Source organism: Halopiger djelfimassiliensis (assembly GCF_000455365.1).
In the GTDB taxonomy this organism is placed as follows: Archaea; Halobacteriota; Halobacteria; order Halobacteriales; family Natrialbaceae; genus Halopiger_B; species Halopiger_B djelfimassiliensis.
This window is the reverse complement of record NZ_HG315686.1, coordinates 403,606-421,299: the sequence shown is the minus strand read 5'-3', so window position 1 is coordinate 421,299 and position 17,694 is coordinate 403,606. Positions and strand designations below refer to the sequence as shown.

13 protein-coding genes are annotated in these 17,694 nt (G+C 66.5%); 6 read left to right on the top strand and 7 right to left on the bottom strand.

Annotation, left to right across the window (positions count from 1 at the left end):
- Positions 1-7: 7 nt before the first annotated feature.
- The 3 genes from TX80_RS13115 to TX80_RS13105 form a co-directional block, all read right to left on the bottom strand.
- Entirely contained in the window at positions 8-1,147 is a 1,140-nt protein-coding gene (locus tag TX80_RS13115) for a tyrosine-type recombinase/integrase (RefSeq protein ID WP_049923573.1), read from the bottom strand.
- A gap of 163 nt (positions 1,148-1,310) precedes the next feature.
- A complete protein-coding gene (locus tag TX80_RS13110) occupies positions 1,311-2,924 on the bottom strand; it encodes an alkaline phosphatase family protein (RefSeq protein ID WP_049923572.1) in 1,614 nt (537 codons plus the stop codon).
- Positions 2,925-3,123: 199 nt separating this feature from the next.
- Positions 3,124-4,134, bottom strand: a complete 1,011-nt coding sequence (locus tag TX80_RS13105) for a GNAT family N-acetyltransferase (RefSeq protein WP_049923571.1) — start codon at positions 4,132-4,134, stop codon at positions 3,124-3,126.
- Between the two features lie 142 nt (positions 4,135-4,276).
- On the opposite strand from TX80_RS13105, the gene TX80_RS19045 reads away from it, so the two are divergent.
- From TX80_RS19045 to TX80_RS13085, 4 genes are all read left to right on the top strand, one after another.
- Positions 4,277-4,444, top strand: coding sequence for a hypothetical protein (locus tag TX80_RS19045; RefSeq protein ID WP_154658647.1), 168 nt, complete (start codon positions 4,277-4,279; stop codon positions 4,442-4,444).
- A 20-nt stretch (positions 4,445-4,464) separates the two neighbouring features.
- Complete coding sequence (locus tag TX80_RS13100; protein WP_049923570.1) at positions 4,465-5,502, top strand: DUF1616 domain-containing protein; 1,038 nt, start codon at positions 4,465-4,467, stop codon at positions 5,500-5,502.
- 76 nt (positions 5,503-5,578) lie between these two features.
- Positions 5,579-7,387, top strand: a complete 1,809-nt coding sequence (locus tag TX80_RS13095) for a hypothetical protein (protein ID WP_049923569.1) — start codon at positions 5,579-5,581, stop codon at positions 7,385-7,387.
- A 288-nt stretch (positions 7,388-7,675) separates the two neighbouring features.
- The gene (locus TX80_RS13085) at positions 7,676-9,226 is read left to right on the top strand and encodes a flippase (protein WP_049923567.1); all 1,551 of its coding nucleotides are present in this window, start codon (positions 7,676-7,678) and stop codon (positions 9,224-9,226) included.
- 5 nt (positions 9,227-9,231) lie between these two features.
- Here TX80_RS13085 and TX80_RS13080 read toward each other — a convergent pair whose 3' ends face one another.
- The gene (locus TX80_RS13080) at positions 9,232-10,401 is read right to left on the bottom strand and encodes a glycosyltransferase family 61 protein (RefSeq protein ID WP_049923566.1); all 1,170 of its coding nucleotides are present in this window, start codon (positions 10,399-10,401) and stop codon (positions 9,232-9,234) included.
- A gap of 254 nt (positions 10,402-10,655) precedes the next feature.
- Here TX80_RS13080 and TX80_RS13075 point away from each other — a divergent pair, with 254 nt between their 5' ends.
- The gene (locus TX80_RS13075) at positions 10,656-12,626 is read left to right on the top strand and encodes a hypothetical protein (protein WP_049923565.1); all 1,971 of its coding nucleotides are present in this window, start codon (positions 10,656-10,658) and stop codon (positions 12,624-12,626) included.
- A 43-nt stretch (positions 12,627-12,669) separates the two neighbouring features.
- Here TX80_RS13075 and TX80_RS13070 read toward each other — a convergent pair whose 3' ends face one another.
- From TX80_RS13070 to TX80_RS13060, 3 genes are all read right to left on the bottom strand, one after another.
- The gene (locus TX80_RS13070) at positions 12,670-13,689 is read right to left on the bottom strand and encodes a GNAT family N-acetyltransferase (RefSeq protein WP_049923564.1); all 1,020 of its coding nucleotides are present in this window, start codon (positions 13,687-13,689) and stop codon (positions 12,670-12,672) included.
- A 146-nt stretch (positions 13,690-13,835) separates the two neighbouring features.
- On the bottom strand, positions 13,836-15,062 hold the full coding sequence (locus tag TX80_RS13065) for a glycosyltransferase family 4 protein (RefSeq protein ID WP_049923563.1): 1,227 nt from the start codon (positions 15,060-15,062) through the stop codon (positions 13,836-13,838).
- Positions 15,059-16,369 (bottom strand): antibiotic ABC transporter permease, encoded by a 1,311-nt coding sequence (locus TX80_RS13060; RefSeq protein WP_049923562.1) that lies wholly within the window; start codon positions 16,367-16,369, stop codon positions 15,059-15,061. The genes TX80_RS13065 and TX80_RS13060 overlap by 4 nt, the downstream gene beginning before the upstream one ends.
- 168 nt (positions 16,370-16,537) lie before the next feature.
- On the opposite strand from TX80_RS13060, the gene TX80_RS13055 reads away from it, so the two are divergent.
- The gene (locus TX80_RS13055; RefSeq protein WP_049923561.1) at positions 16,538-17,656 is read left to right on the top strand and encodes a DUF354 domain-containing protein; all 1,119 of its coding nucleotides are present in this window, start codon (positions 16,538-16,540) and stop codon (positions 17,654-17,656) included.
- The last annotated feature ends 38 nt before the right edge of the window (positions 17,657-17,694 follow it).

The following is a 17,694-nucleotide window of genomic DNA, read 5'->3' as shown; positions in this document are numbered from 1 at the left end:
GCTCGAGTCAGTTCGTCCCCGTCGGTCCGTCGCCGTCGGCCCCGGGGTTCGAGCCGGCGTCGGGGACCGACGGGCGAGGGCGAGGGACGGCGATCGATCGCTCGCCGACGGACGCACGCAGCGCCGGGGTCGGCTGGGACGCCTCACGGCGTGACCGCTCGTCGTCGTGCTCGCCGCGAACGCTCCGCGGTGTCAGTGAGTCTTCGTCGACGCCGGCCTCGGCACAGAGCCGTTTGAGAACCGAGCGTGCGCCTTCGGTCGTGATCGCCGGCGGTACGATCGACCGCTCGCGGGCGAGTTGACTCGCGGTCCGTCGCTCGAGCAGCGACTCGATCTCGTCCTCGCCGTACCCGCGGTCCCGGAGCGTCTCCCGGACGCGACGGGCGATCGACGGCGCGTGGCGGGTCGGAAACAGCGGCCAGTCGTTCGACGGCGGATCGAGGACGACCCGATACCGTCGCAGCGGGGTTCGGGCCGGTGCCAGCAGTCGAACGTCCTCGAGCCGCTGGGATTTCCCCAGCACCCGGATCGTTCCCGCGTAGAAGTCGACGTCCTCCCAGGTCGCTCCCGTCCGGCGGTCGTCCTCCGGGACCCGGAACAGTTCGGCCCCGCGAACGCTCGAGTGGGCGAGCAGGGCGACCATGGCGTACTCGCGCAAGCGGTTACGACGCGTCTCGGGATCGCGGTCCGTCCCGTCGGCACCGGTGCCCAGCGCTCGCTTGCGGACGTAGGTCTCGAGTCGGCGGCGGTGTTCGGCGGTCCAGCGGTCGTCGGCCGGCCGCTGTTCGGTGCGTGGCAGTTCGGCCGTGGCCGTCTCGGTCGCCGCCGGGTTCGTGTCGACGATGCCGCCGCGGACACACCACGAGAGAAAGGCTCGGACGACCGCGTAGTAGGTGCCGGCGGTCGAGGCGGTGTACTTCCCCCGGTCGGTTCGGTCGCGGAGTTCGGCGGCGTAGGCCCGCATGTGGTCGGCCTCGAGCGCGGCCAGCGATTCGACGCCGTGCTCGCGGTCGATCCAGTCCGCGAACCGCCGCAGGATCGACTCGGCGTTTGCCGCGTAGGCACCCGCCCCCGGCCCGTCGGGGTCGCCGACGGCTTTTCGCTGGAGGTAGGCGTCGACCGCATCCGTGATCGCGATCTCGGTCACGACGCGATCACTCCCTGAGATCGGGGTGGATCACCGGAATCGTCGCCGCGGATCATCGTTCGTATGCTACTGCCGTACCGCCGTAAATCTGTGTTTCGGTACCCCCGGGTCCGGAACCCCGCTTGGCCGAGCCGGCCCCCGCGTTCCGAACGCCCGTTCGACGTTACTCGAGATACCCCAGATCCGCAAGCCGTTTCTCGACGGCGTCGTCCGCCGTCTCGACTGCGCGGCCGGCGTCGAGTCGAGGATACTCCCGTCCGCCCGTGGCGTCGACGCAGGGGAGAGCCGTGCCGTCCATCCGCTCGTCGATCGGCACGTCGAGCGTCGACAGGACGGTGGGTGCGACGTCGAAGAGGTGGGCGGAGCCGACGCCGGCGTCGGGATCGACGCCCGCGCCGTGGACCGCGACGGTCCCCTCGAGTTTGTGGTTCCACGGTTCGCTCGGCGGTCCGAACTGGTCGGCTCGCAGCGTCGCCGACAGGAAGTGATCGAACGACGCCGGAACGGTCACGACGTCGACGGCGCGGTGGCTTTCCGGGCCGTGGAAGTACTCCTCTCGGGGCCGAACGGCCTCGAACACCGGGTTCCCGTCGGGCGTTTGCACCGATCGCAGAGCGTCGATGATCCGGGTCCGGACCGCCTCGTAGTCGTCCGGCGAAACGACGCCGTCGGGTTCGCGTCCTTCGAGGTTGATACGAACGCCCAGTTCGATCCGCGATCGAACGTAGGCCGTCGAGTCCGGGAAGTCGACCTGCGTCGTTCCGGCGTTGACGAGCCCGGTCGGCGCGTAGCTTGCGACGAACTCGTCGAGGCCAAGGCGCTCGAGGACGGCCCCGATCCGCTGGCTCGTGAGGCCGGTCCGCGCGGCGATCGCCATGGCTCGTTCGGCGACGCCGGGAGCATGTCGGCCGGCGTCCTCGCCCTGCTTGAGCGAGTCGTCGCGAACCGTCGCCCAGGTGGGCATCCCCCGTCCGCCCCGCGCGGTCTCGACGAGGCCCTCCCTGCGGAGGTACTCGTTGATCCGGAACTCCGTGCCGTCGTACGGTCCCATGCCGTGGTCGCTGGCGACGATCACGGTCGCCGGCTTGTGGGCCGCGAGGATCGCCTCGAGTTGTCGATCGACCGCCCGATAGATCGAGCGGATCGCCGCGTCGTCGTCCGGCTGCTCGTGGAAGATCGAGTCCGTCGCCTGGAACTGGACGAACCCGAACTCGGGATCGAACCGGTCTACGAGGTAGCGAAACGCCTCGCCGCGCATGCGAACGCAGTCGCTGTACGCGCTTGCGCGGTCGGGCGCGTCCTCGTCGGGATAGACGCGATACGCCTCGATCGCCTCACGGATCTCGTCGAGCAGCCCGTCGGGGTGGCAGTCGGGGTCTTCCGGCGCGGTATAGCCCGGAATCAACGCCCCGTCGAACTCCCGGGGTGGATGCGTGACGGGGACGTTGACGACGACGCTCGTGATCCCGTGCCGGTCGAGCAGTTCCCACAGCGTCCGCTCTCGGACGTCGGTCGCGTTGACCACGTCCCAGTCGTAGCCGTCGAACGAGAGAAACCCGAAGACGCCGTGCTTTCCTGGGTTCATCCCGGTGTACAGCGACGGCCACGCCGAGGCCGTCCACGGCGGGATCTGGGACTCGAGCGGCCCGCTGGCCCCGCCCTCGTAGATCCGTTCCAGCGTCGGCAACGTGTCGTCTTCGAACATCGGATTCAGCACCCGATGACAGGCGGCATCGATGCCGACGAGCAGCGTCCGGAGGGAAGATCCATCGTTCATCGGGGACGGCTCCGTCGTGTCGACCCTTCGTTATGGACGAGATTATCGCCGGGGAGTCCGACGACCGACTCGAACTCCGCCCGTTTCGGAGCCGACGCCCGTCACGACCCCTCGCCAAACCTGATAAACAACCCCGTACCGGGATTTGGCGGTCGCAACGAAACCCGGCAGTTGCGCGTCCTCGATCGGCGGCCGGCGATCACTTGACGGAATCGTACACCGACGCGACCGCCCGCATTCCCCAGCTCCCGTACTCGAGGCCGTAGTACGTCCGCAACTCGGGGTTGAACTTCGCCTTGTACCGGTTGATCCGGCGCGTGTCAGCGCCGACGAGATCGTACGTCTCGATCCCTCGCTCGAGGCCGTCTTCCATGATCGCCCAGTCGAGCAAGTCGTTCGTCGGCACGTCGACGTCCGCGTCGGGCCGGACGCCGCCCATCCACCGGCCCGTCGTGTCGCCGTACTCGAGCGCGAGGATGCCGCCGACGAACTCGCCGTCGACCGACAGCGTGTAGGGTCGGACGTGGCCGTTCTGCGATCGGTCGGCGAGATCGAGGACGAACTCCACGGGGACGTCGAAGTCGATCCCCTGGGACTCGTAGCGGCTCCTGACCTGCTCGTGTATCGACCGGATCGCCGCTTCGTCGCCGACGTCGATCTCGTATGCGTCGTCGTCGGTGGTGGTGATATTACGTCGCGCGTCGCTGCTGAACGTCAGCAGGAGATCGTCCGCCGGGGGCGTGAGATCGACGGCGTAGGTGTACTTCGGCGTCGCGTCGTACGCGTTCCACTTGAACGGGCGCGAGTCCGTCACGGCAGTCGACGTCCTGACGTGGCCGTACTTCGGGCACAGTTCGGACTCGATCCACTCGAAGCAGCCGTCCATGAACCGCTGTCGTCGCCGCTCGCGCTTTCGCTGTTTCAGTTTGGCCATGTTCAGAAACGCCGGGCCGAGATACGGCACGCGGAGCCGTGGCGGGGGCGAAAAGACCGTCGTCACGATGCGTTTGTCGATCTCGAAAACGGGGAAGATCCCGACCGGCTCCTGCCCCTTGAACCCGACCAGCGGATGGAGCGTCGCGTCGGCGTGGTCTGCCTGAACGCGAAGCGCCTCGAGTTCGTGACAGAGCGTTCCCTGCGGCGACTGCTCGACGTAGTCGTTCCAGCGGTCGCGGTCGTCGTCGGTCGCGAGGCGAACGTCGACGCTCATTCGACTGCACCCCCTCGAGCGGCCAATCGAGACGCTCGCTCGGCGAGACGTCGGTCGGTCGGTCCGTGGCTCATACTGGATGGCACCCTCGCTGATACCTTTGTAAGCGACTCGTTTCCGGTCGGATCGGTCCCGGCAACGGATGCCGAGTCCGGTCGACGCGTCCCGGCGCGTCGCCCTCGAGGCACGCGGCGGCGATCCGCCCGTCGTCACTCCGGAGACGCCGGGGACACGTCGCCACCGGACGGGAACAGCGAGCGCGGACGGGCCGTCACCGGCGATCGGTTATGCGACCAGTAACAATGGCTGAGCCGATCGAAATCCCGATCAATGAAGAAGCTCCTGCTCCGAACGTGCCGGCCGTTCGTCGTCGCCGGCCGGGGAACCAGACACCTCTTTGCGCGACTCCCGATCGATCTGGTCGGCGTTGCCGGGTTCGTCGCCATCGCCGCGGCCCTCTTGACTGTCGTCGACCCCGTCTCACGGGTCGTGCGAGCGGCGATCGGCGTGCCGCTGTTGTTTCTCGCTCCCGGGTACGCGACGGTCGCGACCCTGTTTCCACGCGCCGCTGCGATCGAGGCGTCGGAGTCAAACGCCGTGATCGGACAGACGGTGTCGGTGACCGACCTCGAGCGTGTGGCGCTGTCGTTCGGGCTGAGCGTCGCCGTACTGCCGCTTCTCGGCTTGCTCATCGGTACATTGTCGCTTGCGTTTACCGGCACCGTCGTCGTCGGGACCGTAAGCGCTGTCACGCTGATCGGGACCGTCGTCGCCGCGATCAGACGGGTCCGAATCCCCCCCGAGGAGCGGTATCGGCTCCACCTCGGTCGAAAACTGGGAGCCGTCCGGTCGGCGATGTTCGGAACCGACTCCGTGGTCCACGCGACCGTCAACGTCGTCCTCGTCGTCAGTCTGTGTCTCGCGTTCTCGAGCGTCGGGTACGCGCTCGTCTCGCCACAGCAGGGCGAGCAGTACACGTCGGTCCAGTTGCTGACGGAGAACGAGTCCGGCGAACCGGTCGCGGACGGCTATCCCGACGCGATCGAACCCGGCGACTCGGTCCCGCTGACGATCGCCCTCGAGAACCGGGAGGGGGAGGACGCGGCGTATACGATCGTCGTCCAAGAGCAGTGGCTCGACGGGGGTGAGGTCCACGAGCGAACGGAACTGGCGCGGTTCGACGAGCGCGTCGATGACGGGGAGACCAGCTATACCGACCGGTCGGTGACGCCGGAAGCCGAGAGCGGCACCGTTCGGATTACCGTTTTGCTGTACGAGGACGGCGTCCCGGAGACGGCGACCACCGACAACGCGTACCGATACGCCTACGTCTGGGTCGACCTGACCGAGGACGGCGGGGACGAGTAACGGCGGTATCAGCCGACTTCCGGACGGCAACCGGCGAATAACAAGGCCCGAAATGGGCGAACGTCACGCCAGTCGAATGTCAACGGAGTCACCCGGCGACGATCCGTTCCGGAAGCTGGCGCTGGCCATCGGATTCCTCGCGGTCGGGACCAGCGCGCTCGTGGCACATGCCAACCCGGCCACCGGGTACGAACTTTCGGTGTACACGATGACGCCGCCGCTGGTCTGGGCCGGGCTGTTGGTCGCCCTGAGCGTCGCACTCGCGGTCGTCTTCGTCCCGACCGCGGGGAGCCACGGAAGCCGCCCGCTTGCGCTCGTACTCGGCGGACTGGTGATGGCCGTCTTCACCGGTCTCCCGATCATCCGCGGCTACCGTTTTTACGGCCACCACGACGCGTTAACCCATCTCGGCTGGGCCAGAGCTATCGCCGACGGGACCATCGTTCCGTTCGACCTGTACTACCCCGGTATTCACACGACGACGGTGTTCGTCAACGCGGCGCTCGGAATTCCGCTCTCGAGGGCGATGCTTCTCGTCGTCTTCCTTGCCGTGCTGGTGTTTTGCGTGTTCGTACCGCTGTGTGTGACCACGATCGTTCCCGAACGGGGCGCGGCTGCAACCGCTGCGTTTGTGGCGTTTTTGCTGTTGCCGATCACGACGATATCGATGTACATGGAGGCTCACGCGATGTCGCAGGCGGTGTTGTTTTCGACGGTCCTCGTGTACCTGTTGACGAAGTATCTCCGGACGGACCGGGAGGCGGCGACGCTTTCCGCGGTCGGCATCGCGTTCGCGGTCGCGTCGGCCGGTGCCGTCGTCTATCACCCACAGCTCGTGGCTCACGTGCTCGTGGTGTTTCTGGGGATCTGTCTCGTACAGTTTCTGGGCCGACACCTCGTCCGCGGCGGCCGGATCGGCGAGCAGACGCCGCTGTACGGCCAGACGGCGTTTCTGGGGGCCGTCTTCCTCGCCTGGATCTCCAACCACGGGTTCGTCGTCGACGTCGTCGGGTTCTTTCTCGGCTCCGCGATGGAGTTCCTTCTCGGAACCGGCGGCCGCGCGGGCGATACCGTCGCGATGCAAGGGGCGTCGCTGGCGGCTATCGGCGGGAGCCTGACGGAAATCTTCTTCAAACTCTTCTTTCCACAGCTCGTGGGTACCGTCCTCGTCGGCGTGCTCGTCGTCGGCGTGTGGCGACGGTGGCCCCGGTTCGACGGCGTCCGTCCCGAAACGGCTTACTTCGTCGTCGGGCTGTGCGGACTCGGGGTCCTGTTCGTCGTCTATTTCGTCGCCCCGGGGTCGATGATGCACTTTCGCGTGTTCGGGCTGGTCATGGTGTTCGTGACGATTCTCGGCGCGGTTGCGGTCCATCGGCTTGCGGCGGGGACATCACACACTCCGGACGGCTCCGTCGCTCGAGCCGGCCACCCGGCGCTTGCGGTCGGGTTCGCCCTTTTGGTGCTCCTGTCGCTTGCCGCCGTCTTCCCCTCGCCGTACACCTACAACGCGTCGCCACACGTCACCGACCAGCAACTGCACGGCTACGAAACCGCGTTCGACTCCGGAAACGAGGAATACAGGTTCCTCGGCCTTCGAAACGGGCCGAACCGGAACCACGACGCCATTCACGGGACCGAAGATCGAATGCGACTTCACGGGGACCTGTCCGACGAGGCAATCGCCGACGGACTCGCCGGCCAGTACGACGAGGATCGCTATCTCGCGCTGACCCGGGCCGATTACGAACGGGAGCTGATCGCCTATCGCGGGCTGCGGTACGGCGACCACGACTTCGAGTCCATCCGGACCCAGCCGGGCGTGGACCGGATCCAGTCGAACGGCGAGTTCGAACTGTACTACGTCCACGCCGACACGGCGGCGTGAACCCACCTCGATCCGGGGCCGGCCGCTGTCTTCGCGTCGACCGCGATCGACCGCGACTTCGGAACGGGACCGTTACCCGGCCGAAGTCGCGTGATAACAAAACCGCCACGTTCGGTTTTTCGATTCGATGTGTCGACTGAACGGCGTTCCAGCCCTTCGAACGGCTCGTTTACGCCCGACGTGGAGAGGAATTGCCAGTCCCGGATCAGCACCCAGCTTGGCGAACGCGTCCGCCCTCGAGTCCGCGCTGGGTCCCGTTCGGCCCGGTGATCGCGCCGGGGATCGCTGATGGTCGACCGAGAGCACGAGCTGTCGGCGCTGCTTTCAAGCGCAGCGCTGGTCATGGTCGGGGGGGTCGTAAGTACGGCGGCGAACCTTGGCGAGCGGATCGTGATCGGCCGGTTGCTCTCGCCCGATGCCTACGGCGAGGTAAGCGTCGGGCTCGCGCTGTTGATGTTTACGCTGACGGTCGCGCTGGCCGGCTGTCCGCAGGGCGTCTCCCGGTACATTCCGCGGTACGAGACCGTCGCGGATCGACGGGGTGTCTGGGTGAGCGGCCTGCTCGTCGCGGTCGTCCTCGCGGTGGGGCTGGGCGGCGTGCTGTTCGTCTGTGCCGAACCGATCGCCACGCACCTGTTCGAAACCGAGGCGGCGATCCCGTTCCTGCGATTGCTCGCGGCCGCGCTTCCGTTTACCGCCGGGTTTCGGATCGCCATCGCCGCGGTTCGGGGCTACGAGAATACGGTCTATCGAACGGTCATCCAGAACTTCCTCGATCCGTTCCTGCGGATCGTACTGATCGCGCTGTTGTTACTCGCCGGCATGGACATCGTCGCGGCGGGGGCCGCCTACCTCCTCGCTGCGGCGCTTTCGTTCGTCGTTTCGCTGGTCCTTCTCGGCCGTCTCATGCCGCTCCGGGGCCGGTACACCACGCACGTACGGGAATTGCTCTCCTTTTCGTTGCCGCTGGTCGTCTCGACCGTCATCGGCGTCTTGCTCATCCAGACCGACACCCTGATGCTCGGGTACTTCCGCAGCTCGTACGAGGTCGGGCTCTACAACGCGGCGTATCCGCTCGCGACCGGTCTGACCGTCGTCCTCTCCGCGTTCGGCTTTCTCTACCTGCCGATCGCCTCGCGGCTCGACGCGGCGGGCGAACGGGATGCCATCGACGACATCTACGCGACGTCGACGAAGTGGGTGTACATCGTGACGTTCCCCCTCTTTCTCCTGCTCGTCGTCTTTCCCGCGGACATGGTCTCGCTCTTTTTCGGCTCGTCGTACGCGGACGCGGCGTCGGTCCTTCCGATTCTCGCGGCCGGGTTCTTCCTGAGCGTCGTCGCCGGCCGGGACCGCGAAACCCTCTCCGCGGTCGGAGCGACCACCTGGATCGCCGTGGGTAACGTCGCCGGACTCCTCGCAAACGTGGGTATCAACCTCGCACTCATCCCGCGCTACGGGTTCCTCGGGGCCGGAATCGCGTCGGTCTCCTCGATGGTGATCGTCCACACGATCATCTGTGGCGTCCTCGCGCTCGAGTACGACATCACTCCGGTTTCGGGGGCTGCGCTCCGGTGTTACGTCTCCCTGCCGGCCGTGTTGCTCCCGCTTGCTGTCGGCTGTTCGTCGTGGGTTTCGATCACCGCCGTGACCCTCGTCCCGCTTTTGCTCGCGGTCGGCGTCATCTCGCTCGTCGTCGTCGCCCTCACGGGCGGGCTCGAGCCGGACGACGCCGTCGTGGTCGATCTCGTCGAGGAGAAACTCGGCGTGTCGATCCCCTTCGTTCGCCGCTGGATGCCCGAGTCCGGCGAACAGTTGGATTCGATTTCGACGAACTGACCCCGCTAGGCGATCCGGCCGGGCCGCTCCCGGTCGAGCGCGGCCTCGAGCATCGACTCGAGGTCGTCGACGTCGACGACCAGATCGACGCCGGGCCGGTCACACGCGAGGTAGCCGTACCAGTCGCCGACCTGTTTCGAGAGCATGAAGTAGACGCCGTTGACCCTGTCACGCGGCATGAACTCGAGGACCGCCGCGTCGTCGGTGTAGATCAGGTCCGTCAGCCCGGCTCCGTGGGGGGCGACGAGACAGTCCGCCTGCGCGAACAGGGCGATCGTTTCCTGTACACTCATCTCCGCGAGCCGGTAGGAGTCGAACCCATAGGACTCGAGTCGGGCCTCGACTTCGGGCTCGTTGACGACCCGTCGGCTCGCCGCGTCGCCGCGGCTGATGTACACCCGCTCCGAAAACCGCGACGTGTCGGCCTCACGGAGGGCCGTCTCTCGAAGCCGCGTTCGCAGCCAGCGGTGGGAGAACGGGGACGGGTTGGGCGGATCGATCTCCCGGCGCATCGACGGCACCACGAGCCGATCGACCGTACAGTGGGCGGTTTGCCAGTTGCGAAGGTCCTCGCGTTCGTAGCCAAGCAGCGCCAGCGATTCGCGCTGGAACGAGGTGAGCTCCGGGCCGACGATCAGCGTCGGTCGGCGGCCGGTCTCGGCCGCGTACCGTTCGACCCCCTCCAGCCGGGTCAAGGTTTCCGCGACCCAGTGAAAGTAGCCGTCGACCCAGCTGTGGTGCAGGAGCACCGCTTCCTCGAGTCGCTCTCCCCTGCCGTTTCCCGAGAGGATTCGTTTCGGCGTTTCACGGGCCGAGTTGATGACGTTCAGCGTCTGGACGTTACGGCTCACCGACGCGTCCGCGACGTACTTCGACCCGGAAAACGCCAGCGGGGGCGAGCCGACGAGTCGGACGTCGGAGAGGACGCCGACGAACGGTTTCGATATCGTATGGGTGCCGATCCAGCGGTTCATCTCGGGGAGTTCGTCCACGAAGGCGTCGGGTTCGGGGACCGTCACCGATTCGAACTCGCCGTAGTCGATCAGGGAGCCGTTTCTCGCGGCCCGATCGTACAGTTCCGTCCGTGTGATCCGGGCGCAGTTCAGCCCGGCTACTTTGGTCGCGTAGGGAAAGCCCCGTTCGCCGAGCCGCCGTCCGATCGATTTCACGCGCATTGTGGGCTGTAACCCCGACGGAGTCCTTTACTATGCTCGCGTTTATCCCGCCGACCCGTGATCGGCGAGCCCCCGATGGCCGAAAGCGAAAAACACGCTCGATCGGCGTTCGTGATCGGTCGGTAATTTCCGCCCCTCGTTACTCCATCCCCGGTGACAGTCATCGGCTCGATACCGTCACGTTCGGGTGATCATAAAGCTAGCACTGGTTAATACAATCTTACTCGGAAGTAAGTCAGGAAGGACTGAATCGCATGACCGAACGAGACACCGGGAGCGAGACACGCCGGGACCAACTGTTCGACCGGCGGACGTATCTCAAAGGCGTCGCGGGGGTCGGAGCCACGATCGCCGCCAGTATGGGCGCGGCTGCACAGAGCGGCGACTACGAAGAGGTCGTCGTCGGCGCGAACCAGTCCGTTACCTACACCGTCGGCAGCGGGGAAACGCTCGAGAACCTGCTGATCGACATCTCCGCACACAACGCCAAGTTCTACATCCGGGCCAACGGCAGCGACTGGGCGGTCCGTAACATCGGCATCCGCGGGACTTGGGACGACGATACCAAGGAAGAGCCGTTCATCGTCAACGTTACCGCGGGCGGGACCGGCGTCGTCGAGAACTTCTACTGGGCCGACGGCACCGCCCCGTTCGACAGCCAGCGAACCTACGGCGGCGCGGCGACCGGCTGTTACGTCGCGAACAGCCACGCGGGGACGCTGATCATGGAGAACATGAACCTGCAGGGGTTCTCCGACAACGGCGTCTACGGCTCGTCCCCCGGCGACCTGTCCAGCCACCCGAGCGGTGGCGGCGGTGGCGGGGAAGTCATCATCCGAAACTCGTACGCGGCGGACTGTGCCCCCGCGGGCTTTCGGCTCGGATCGGACGGCTCCCGCCTCGAGAACTGCGTCGTGACGAACTGTACCCGGAACTACTGGGGCTTCTACCACGACACGGCGGTCGTCGACTGCGACCTGAGCGACTCGAGCCAGCACGGCGACATCGTCGTCAGCGACAGTTACTGGGACCACGCGGCGACGGTCACCGCGCGGAACACGTACTTCGAAACGACCGGAAAACACGGCTCCAACGGTCGCGTCGTCGGCAGTTCGGCCGACAGGACGCCGCGCACGAAGCCGGACCAAGTCGAGGGCGTCCCGCTGACGCCCGAGGAGGCCGCCGCGGGGACCTCGAGTGCCGATCCGTCGCCGCCAACCAACGGTGACGAGGACGACGGAACCGATGACGACGGGGAGGTATCGGAGGATGCCCACCTCCTCGCGTTCGTAACGGAGTCCGACGCTCGACTGGCGGAGTACGAGTTCACGGCCGAGGGACCGGTCGAGTTCGCGACGGCACCCTACGAAAGCCCATCGGGCGGCTCCATCGAGGGCAGCTCGTCGAACGACTACATCGAGTCGGACAACGGCACGTACCGTGCCGGCGGGGCGACCGGCGGCGGCTACGGCGACGCTTTCCACGTCGACGGCCCCGTGACGGCCATCGATCTCGACCAGCCGGACGCGATGTGGATCGAACTCGACGGCGAGGAGATGACCGTCGAGGAAGTCATCGAAGCGACGGCCGAAGAGGAAGACGACCAGCAGGACGACGACGCCGAGGACACGAGCAATCTCCTCGCGTTCGTAACGGAGTCCGACGCTCGACTGGCGGAGTACGAGTTCACGGCCGAGGGACCGGTCGAGTTCGCGACGGCACCCTACGAGAGCCCGTCGGGCGGCTCCATCGAGGGCAGCTCGTCGAACGATTACATCGAGTCGGACAACGGCACGTACCGTGCCGGCGGAGCAACTGGCGGCGGCTACGGCGACGCCTTCCGCGTCGACGGTCCCGTGACGGCCATCGATCTCGACCAGCCGGACGCGATGTGGATCGAACTCGACGGCGAGGAGATGACCGCCGAGGAAGTCATCGAGGCGACGAGCGGCGAGGACGACCGGGAGGATCGTCCGTCGCACGCGATCGTAATCGACGGGACGGAGTCGGACGAGCCGGTTTCGTACTCGTTCAAGGTTTCCGGATCGATCGAGAAATCGACCTACCGGGACGCCTCGATCGACGACGACGATATCATCGACGGCAACGAAATCGAAGGCACCGTCCGGAACTCGACGGACACCTACTGGTTCAGCGGCGACATCGTCGACTTCTGGCTGAACGGTAACGCACGCGTCGACGTCGAGTACGACGCGCGGGAGTAGTCTTCGACCGCGGTCGACGACCGACGATCGGGACCCGGGACCGTCACTTCAACGATCCGCTCACCGTACTATAGACCGACTTTGCGAGCGTCATTTCGAACCCCGAGGACTCGACCACGTAGTACGGTCGGAGATCCCCGTTGAACTTCCCCTTGTACTCACAGAGCCGCTCGGTGTTGGCTCCGACGAGGTCGTACCCCGTCACCGACTCGAGCGCGGGATCTGTGACGAGGTCCTCCAGAATGACCCGATGGAGGAGGTTGTTGACGCTGACGTTCTCGTAGGAGGCGGTGACTCCCCCCTGCCAGTAGTAGGCGAGATCGGTCGAAAAGAGCGTGATGATGCCGCTCTTGTACGTCCCGTCCGGCGTTCGGGCCACGTAGACGCGCCACCGGTCGTCGTCGAGACTCGAGAGGAGATCCCGGAGGAACGGGCGCGACATCGGTGCGGTGTCGTCGTACCGTTCGTACTGGGAAACGACGTCGTCGTAGACGCGGAGGGCGGCATCGATCCCTTCGGTCTCGATCGAGAGGTCCAGCTCGTCGTACCGACGCATTTCGTTCCGGAGGCTCTTGCTGAACCCCGCCATGGCGTCCTCGACGTCGGCGTCGTCCGTGAGATCGACGACGTAGGTGAACTGGGGTTTCGTCGTGAACTCGTTCCAGGCGTACGGCCGCGGATCGTCGTACCCGAGCGGGCAGGTCATCCGGAACAGCGTCGACCGCTTGCCGATCTCGAGGTCGTCGACGACCGCGTCGGCCAGTTCGCCGTTGATCCGTTCCCACTTCCTGCGTTTCGGGCTGTTCGGCGAGATGATCGGCCCGAGCCGGGGAACGCCGAGCGAGACCGCCGGTGAGAAGACCGTCCGCCCGACCGATCGCTCGTCGACGAAGACCGGGAGCAGGCCGACCGCCTGTCCGCCCTTGTACGCGCCGTACAGCGTGAGGTCGGCGTCGGTGTGTGCATCGAGGACGGCAAGCGCATCCGGGTCGTGGAACACTTCGAACCCGGAGTGTGGCAGCGCGTCGTCCCACTCCGAGAGGGTGAGTCGTTCAACGTCCATGTGGTTCTCCGTGCAGTGACGATCCGTTTTGTTATCACGTTGCTACCCGTCGGTAATTCGGCACCTATCGGGCCGGTTTTCCGGCATCACCGGAGCTTCGTGTTCCCGTCGGTTCCCGGCCACACGAACCACGGGTGATGGGAATCTCAGGCGGTTAGCGCCGCGAGAATGCGCCGCCAGTCGTCGCTCGCCCGTTCCATCGAGAACTCGTCGCGTACCTCCGTCGCGGTCGCCGCGAGCGAGCGCCGGCGTGCAGGCTCGTCCAGACAGCGTTCCATCGCCGCGGCGAAAGTTTCGGGGTCGCGGTCACGGACGACGATCCCGTTCTCGCCGTCGCTGACGACGTCGGGGATCGATCCGATCGGCGGGGCGATGGGTGCGAGTCGGCTCGCCATTGCCTCGAGCAAGACGAGCGGCAGCGCGTCCCGGCCGGACGTGAGGACGAACACCGACGAGCGACGGTAGTACGCCGCCGGATCGTCGACCCAGCCGGTGAGATCGACTGCTCCGTCCAGCCCGCGGGCAGCGATCTCATCCGCGACGGCCGGCCGGAGCGGCCCGTCGCCGACCATGACGGCACGGAACTCCCGGCCCGAGGCCGAAAGCTCCGCAAGCGCGTCGACGAACCGGTGTGGGTCCTTTTCCTCGCTGAACCGGCCGACCCAGACGAACTCGTAGTCGGTGTCGGCGTCGCCGTCCGCGGGCGGCCGGTACGTCTCGACGTCGATCGGGTTCGTCAGGCGTTCGATCCGGTCGTCCGGAACGCCACACCGCTCGAGTCTGGTCGCGTGGACGGAACCGGGGACGGAAACGGCGTCGAACCGCCTGAACGCCCACCGGGGGAGTGGCCCGTACCACTGCTGGGCGTGGTGGTCGAGGTCGATCCCGATGATACCGAGATGAGCCGGATAGCCGTAGAGCGCCTTCAGCGCGAGGGCATAGCACCCGTACGGGAACAGCGATATCGACGCGACCGCGTCGTAGTCGTTCCGGTAGCCCTCGTAGAGGGCGACGAAAAACAGGAGGACGAGCCGGAGGAGTCGCGGTCCGACGTCGGGGACCCGAACGGCGCGTGCCCCGTCGACGTCCGACGCGGGGTCGAGACAGACGAGCGTCGTGTCCCCGGCGACGGCCGCCAGCGGTCCGTAATGGCGCTCGTTCTTGTGCGACAGCCCGGTCACGACCAGCACGCGCTGTTCGCCGGGCCGTCGGCCGGAAGACGTGCTGGTTCGGCGCGAGCGCCTCGAGCCGTGCGCGGCGTCCCCCTCGTCGGTTCCGGGACCGCCACGCCCCCCGTTCGCGGATCGGGACCCGTCAGCCGTCGCGCCGGACGGCGGCGTCTCCGGTTCGCTCGACGGCTTCGGGCGGCTCATGGCCGCGTTTCCGCCGGGACTCGACCGGACCCCAAAGCCCGACTCGACTCCGCCTCGAACCCGGCGGCCCCGGTATCGGACGCGAGGCTGGCCCGCAAAAACTCCGAGAGCGCGTAGGCCATCCAGCCCTGACACCACCGCATCAGCGTCACGCGTTTCGTGTGGTGGCGGTACTTCCGGTAGTAGAACTGGCCCTCCTCGACCTGCAGGTTCGCGAGTACCCACCGGAGGATGCGCTCGGCGAACTCGAGGTCGCCCTCGCGGGTGAACACGAGCATCCCCTGCGTGCTGGCGTGAATGTCACGGGGGTAGGCGTGCTCTTCGTCGAAGTTCGGCGCGCCGTCCAGCTGGAACAGTTCGGTCCGGTAGAACTCGAGCGCGTCGTCGAGGGTCTCCGCGTACCGATCCGCATCCACGACGTCCCGGTATCGCTGGAACGCTTCGATGACGAACCCGTTGTGGTGGTTGTCCATCGACAGGTGCGAGGCCGACGCGGGGAGCCGGTAGGGCCAGCCGCCGCGTTCGGTCTGGGTGGCGGCGACGTGATCGAGGATCTTCGTCGCGCGGGTTCGAAGGTCATCGTCCCCGAAGTACTCGTAGAGATCGACGAGCATCCCGGCCCCGAGGGCGGCCGCGTTGATGGTGTAGGCGTCCTCGGGGTGGTTCATATGGTAGTCGATCTTGGCACCGTTGGGGACCTCCCGATAGTTCAGGTCCTCGATCAGAAACGAGCGTGCGGTCCCGGCGAGTTCGGCGTACTCCTCGTTCAGGTCCGCGGCTCGCAACAGCGCCCTGACCGCGTAGGCGGTCGAGACGATGTCCGGATCGCTCGGGACGCCTTTGGTATGGAGATGCTGGATCGGATGCCGATGCCCGCCACAGAACCCGCTGTACCCCCTGATCCGCTCGTCGACGAGCCAGTCGGCGAGCCGTTCGGCCTCCGCGACCGGATCGAACGCGGCGTCGGCCCCACCGTCCCGAGCCGCTAGCTCGTGGTAGTTCAGGTTGGCCATCGTAAACAGCGCTGCGCCCTTGTAGTTGCGCCTGTGTTCGACGCGAAACAGCGGTCGAACGTCGATCGGCGCACGCTTTACGGTTTCCTGAACTGCGAGATTGAGCCACCTGTTGTCGACCGGCAGCGCCTGCAGGAGACGACTACTCAGTCCGTCGCCGTAATCCGGTCCGACGTACTCCCGTCGACGGGCGTACGCGAGCGTCGAATCGAGAACGGAGCCGTACCGATCGAACGGCCGAGCGCCTGCCGGTTCGGTCCCATCGTCGGTTTCGGAGAGTCCGTGCGACTGCATCTACGGAACCCAGGCGCGGATCGCCCATTATTATAGAGTCGCTACCGGTCGCCTCGAGAACGCGGGCGTCGGCTGGTTCCGGATTCGGTGCCGGCCCCGTCGGGTACGTGGGCGATAACAAACCCGATCGATCGTTTCACCCTCGTTCAGGAATCGGTGGTCTTCAGCATGAAATACCTGTTCTTCACGAACACGCCGGCGCACGTCCATCTGTACAAACACGCCGTCCGGACGCTCCGCGAGCGCGGCCACGACGTTCTCGTTCTCGCCCGCGATTACACCTGTACTGTCGATCTGCTCGAGTGGTACGACCTCCCCTACGCCGTCTACGGCACCTGTGAGACGTCCAAGGGATCGCTGCTGAGCCGGTTGCCGGCCCACTACGCCCGGGCGATCCGCCACGCGCGGCGGTTCGACCCGGACCTCGTCTTCGGGATGGGCGGGTACGCGGCACACACCGGCGCAGTGATCCGAACGCCGACGGTCCTGCTGATCGACTCCGAACCGGCGTCGTTCGATCACACGATCTCGACGCCGTTCGCCCGTGCCGTCCTCACGCCGAACACCTTCCGGAAGGATCTGGGCGAGAAGCACTACGTCTTCCCCGGATTCAAGGAGTGTGCGTACCTCCATCCGGAGGTCTACGATTCCAATCCGTCGATCCGCGATCGGCTCGGGCTCGATCCCGACGAACCGTACGCGATCCTCCGGCTCAACGCCTTCGGCTCGCAACACGACGTCGGAAAGCACGGACTCTCGAGCGCCGACCGGCGGCGTATCGTCGAGCGCCTCGGCGACGACGTCACGGTCTTCGTCTCCGACGAGGGCGGCGACGCGGACCTCGAGACGCTGTCGGCTCGGCCGTTCGATCTCCATCCCGCCTTGATGCACGACGTGCTCTCCGAGGCGGCGCTGTTGATCGCCGACACGCAGACGATGGTGACCGAGGCGGCGGTCCTCGGGACGCCGGCGATCCGGTCGAACTCGTTCGTCGGCGACGACGACATGGGGAACTTCGTCGAACTCGAGAATCAGGGGTTGATCCACAACGTCGCGTCCGCGGACGCCATTCTCGAGCGGGCGACGGCGGTGCTCCGGGATGACGACCGCGACGAGAAGTGGCGACGGCGACGCGACGACTACCTCTCGGATAAGGTCAACCTCACCGACGTGATCGTCGACGTCGCGTCCGTTCGCGGCCACGTCGACGAACTCGAGGGGCTTCGCCAGTTCGGCCAGCCCTCGAGACAGGAGCCCGCGGGGTCCGTCGGCGTCGGCAGCGATTGACCAGACAGCAAACGGACCGACGGCGTTGCGGTCGGCGC

Excerpts from the sequence above, each read along its gene's own strand:
- TX80_RS13055 (WP_049923561.1), top strand. The coding sequence starts at position 16,538 with ATGAAATACCTGTTCTTCACGAACACGCCGGCGCACGTCCATCTGTAC.
- TX80_RS13060 (WP_049923562.1), bottom strand. The coding sequence starts at position 16,369 with ATGCAGTCGCACGGACTCTCCGAAACCGACGATGGGACCGAACCGGCA.
- TX80_RS13075 (WP_049923565.1), top strand. The coding sequence starts at position 10,656 with ATGACCGAACGAGACACCGGGAGCGAGACACGCCGGGACCAACTGTTC.
- TX80_RS13095 (WP_049923569.1), top strand. The coding sequence starts at position 5,579 with ATGTCAACGGAGTCACCCGGCGACGATCCGTTCCGGAAGCTGGCGCTG.
- TX80_RS19045 (WP_154658647.1), top strand. The coding sequence starts at position 4,277 with ATGCCGAGTCCGGTCGACGCGTCCCGGCGCGTCGCCCTCGAGGCACGC.
- TX80_RS13080 (WP_049923566.1), bottom strand. The coding sequence starts at position 10,401 with ATGCGCGTGAAATCGATCGGACGGCGGCTCGGCGAACGGGGCTTTCCC.
- TX80_RS13070 (WP_049923564.1), bottom strand. The coding sequence starts at position 13,689 with ATGGACGTTGAACGACTCACCCTCTCGGAGTGGGACGACGCGCTGCCA.
- TX80_RS13105 (WP_049923571.1), bottom strand. The coding sequence starts at position 4,134 with ATGAGCGTCGACGTTCGCCTCGCGACCGACGACGACCGCGACCGCTGG.
- TX80_RS13065 (WP_049923563.1), bottom strand. The coding sequence starts at position 15,062 with ATGAGCCGCCCGAAGCCGTCGAGCGAACCGGAGACGCCGCCGTCCGGC.
- TX80_RS13100 (WP_049923570.1), top strand. The coding sequence starts at position 4,465 with ATGAAGAAGCTCCTGCTCCGAACGTGCCGGCCGTTCGTCGTCGCCGGC.
- TX80_RS13110 (WP_049923572.1), bottom strand. The coding sequence starts at position 2,924 with ATGAACGATGGATCTTCCCTCCGGACGCTGCTCGTCGGCATCGATGCC.
- TX80_RS13085 (WP_049923567.1), top strand. The coding sequence starts at position 7,676 with ATGGTCGACCGAGAGCACGAGCTGTCGGCGCTGCTTTCAAGCGCAGCG.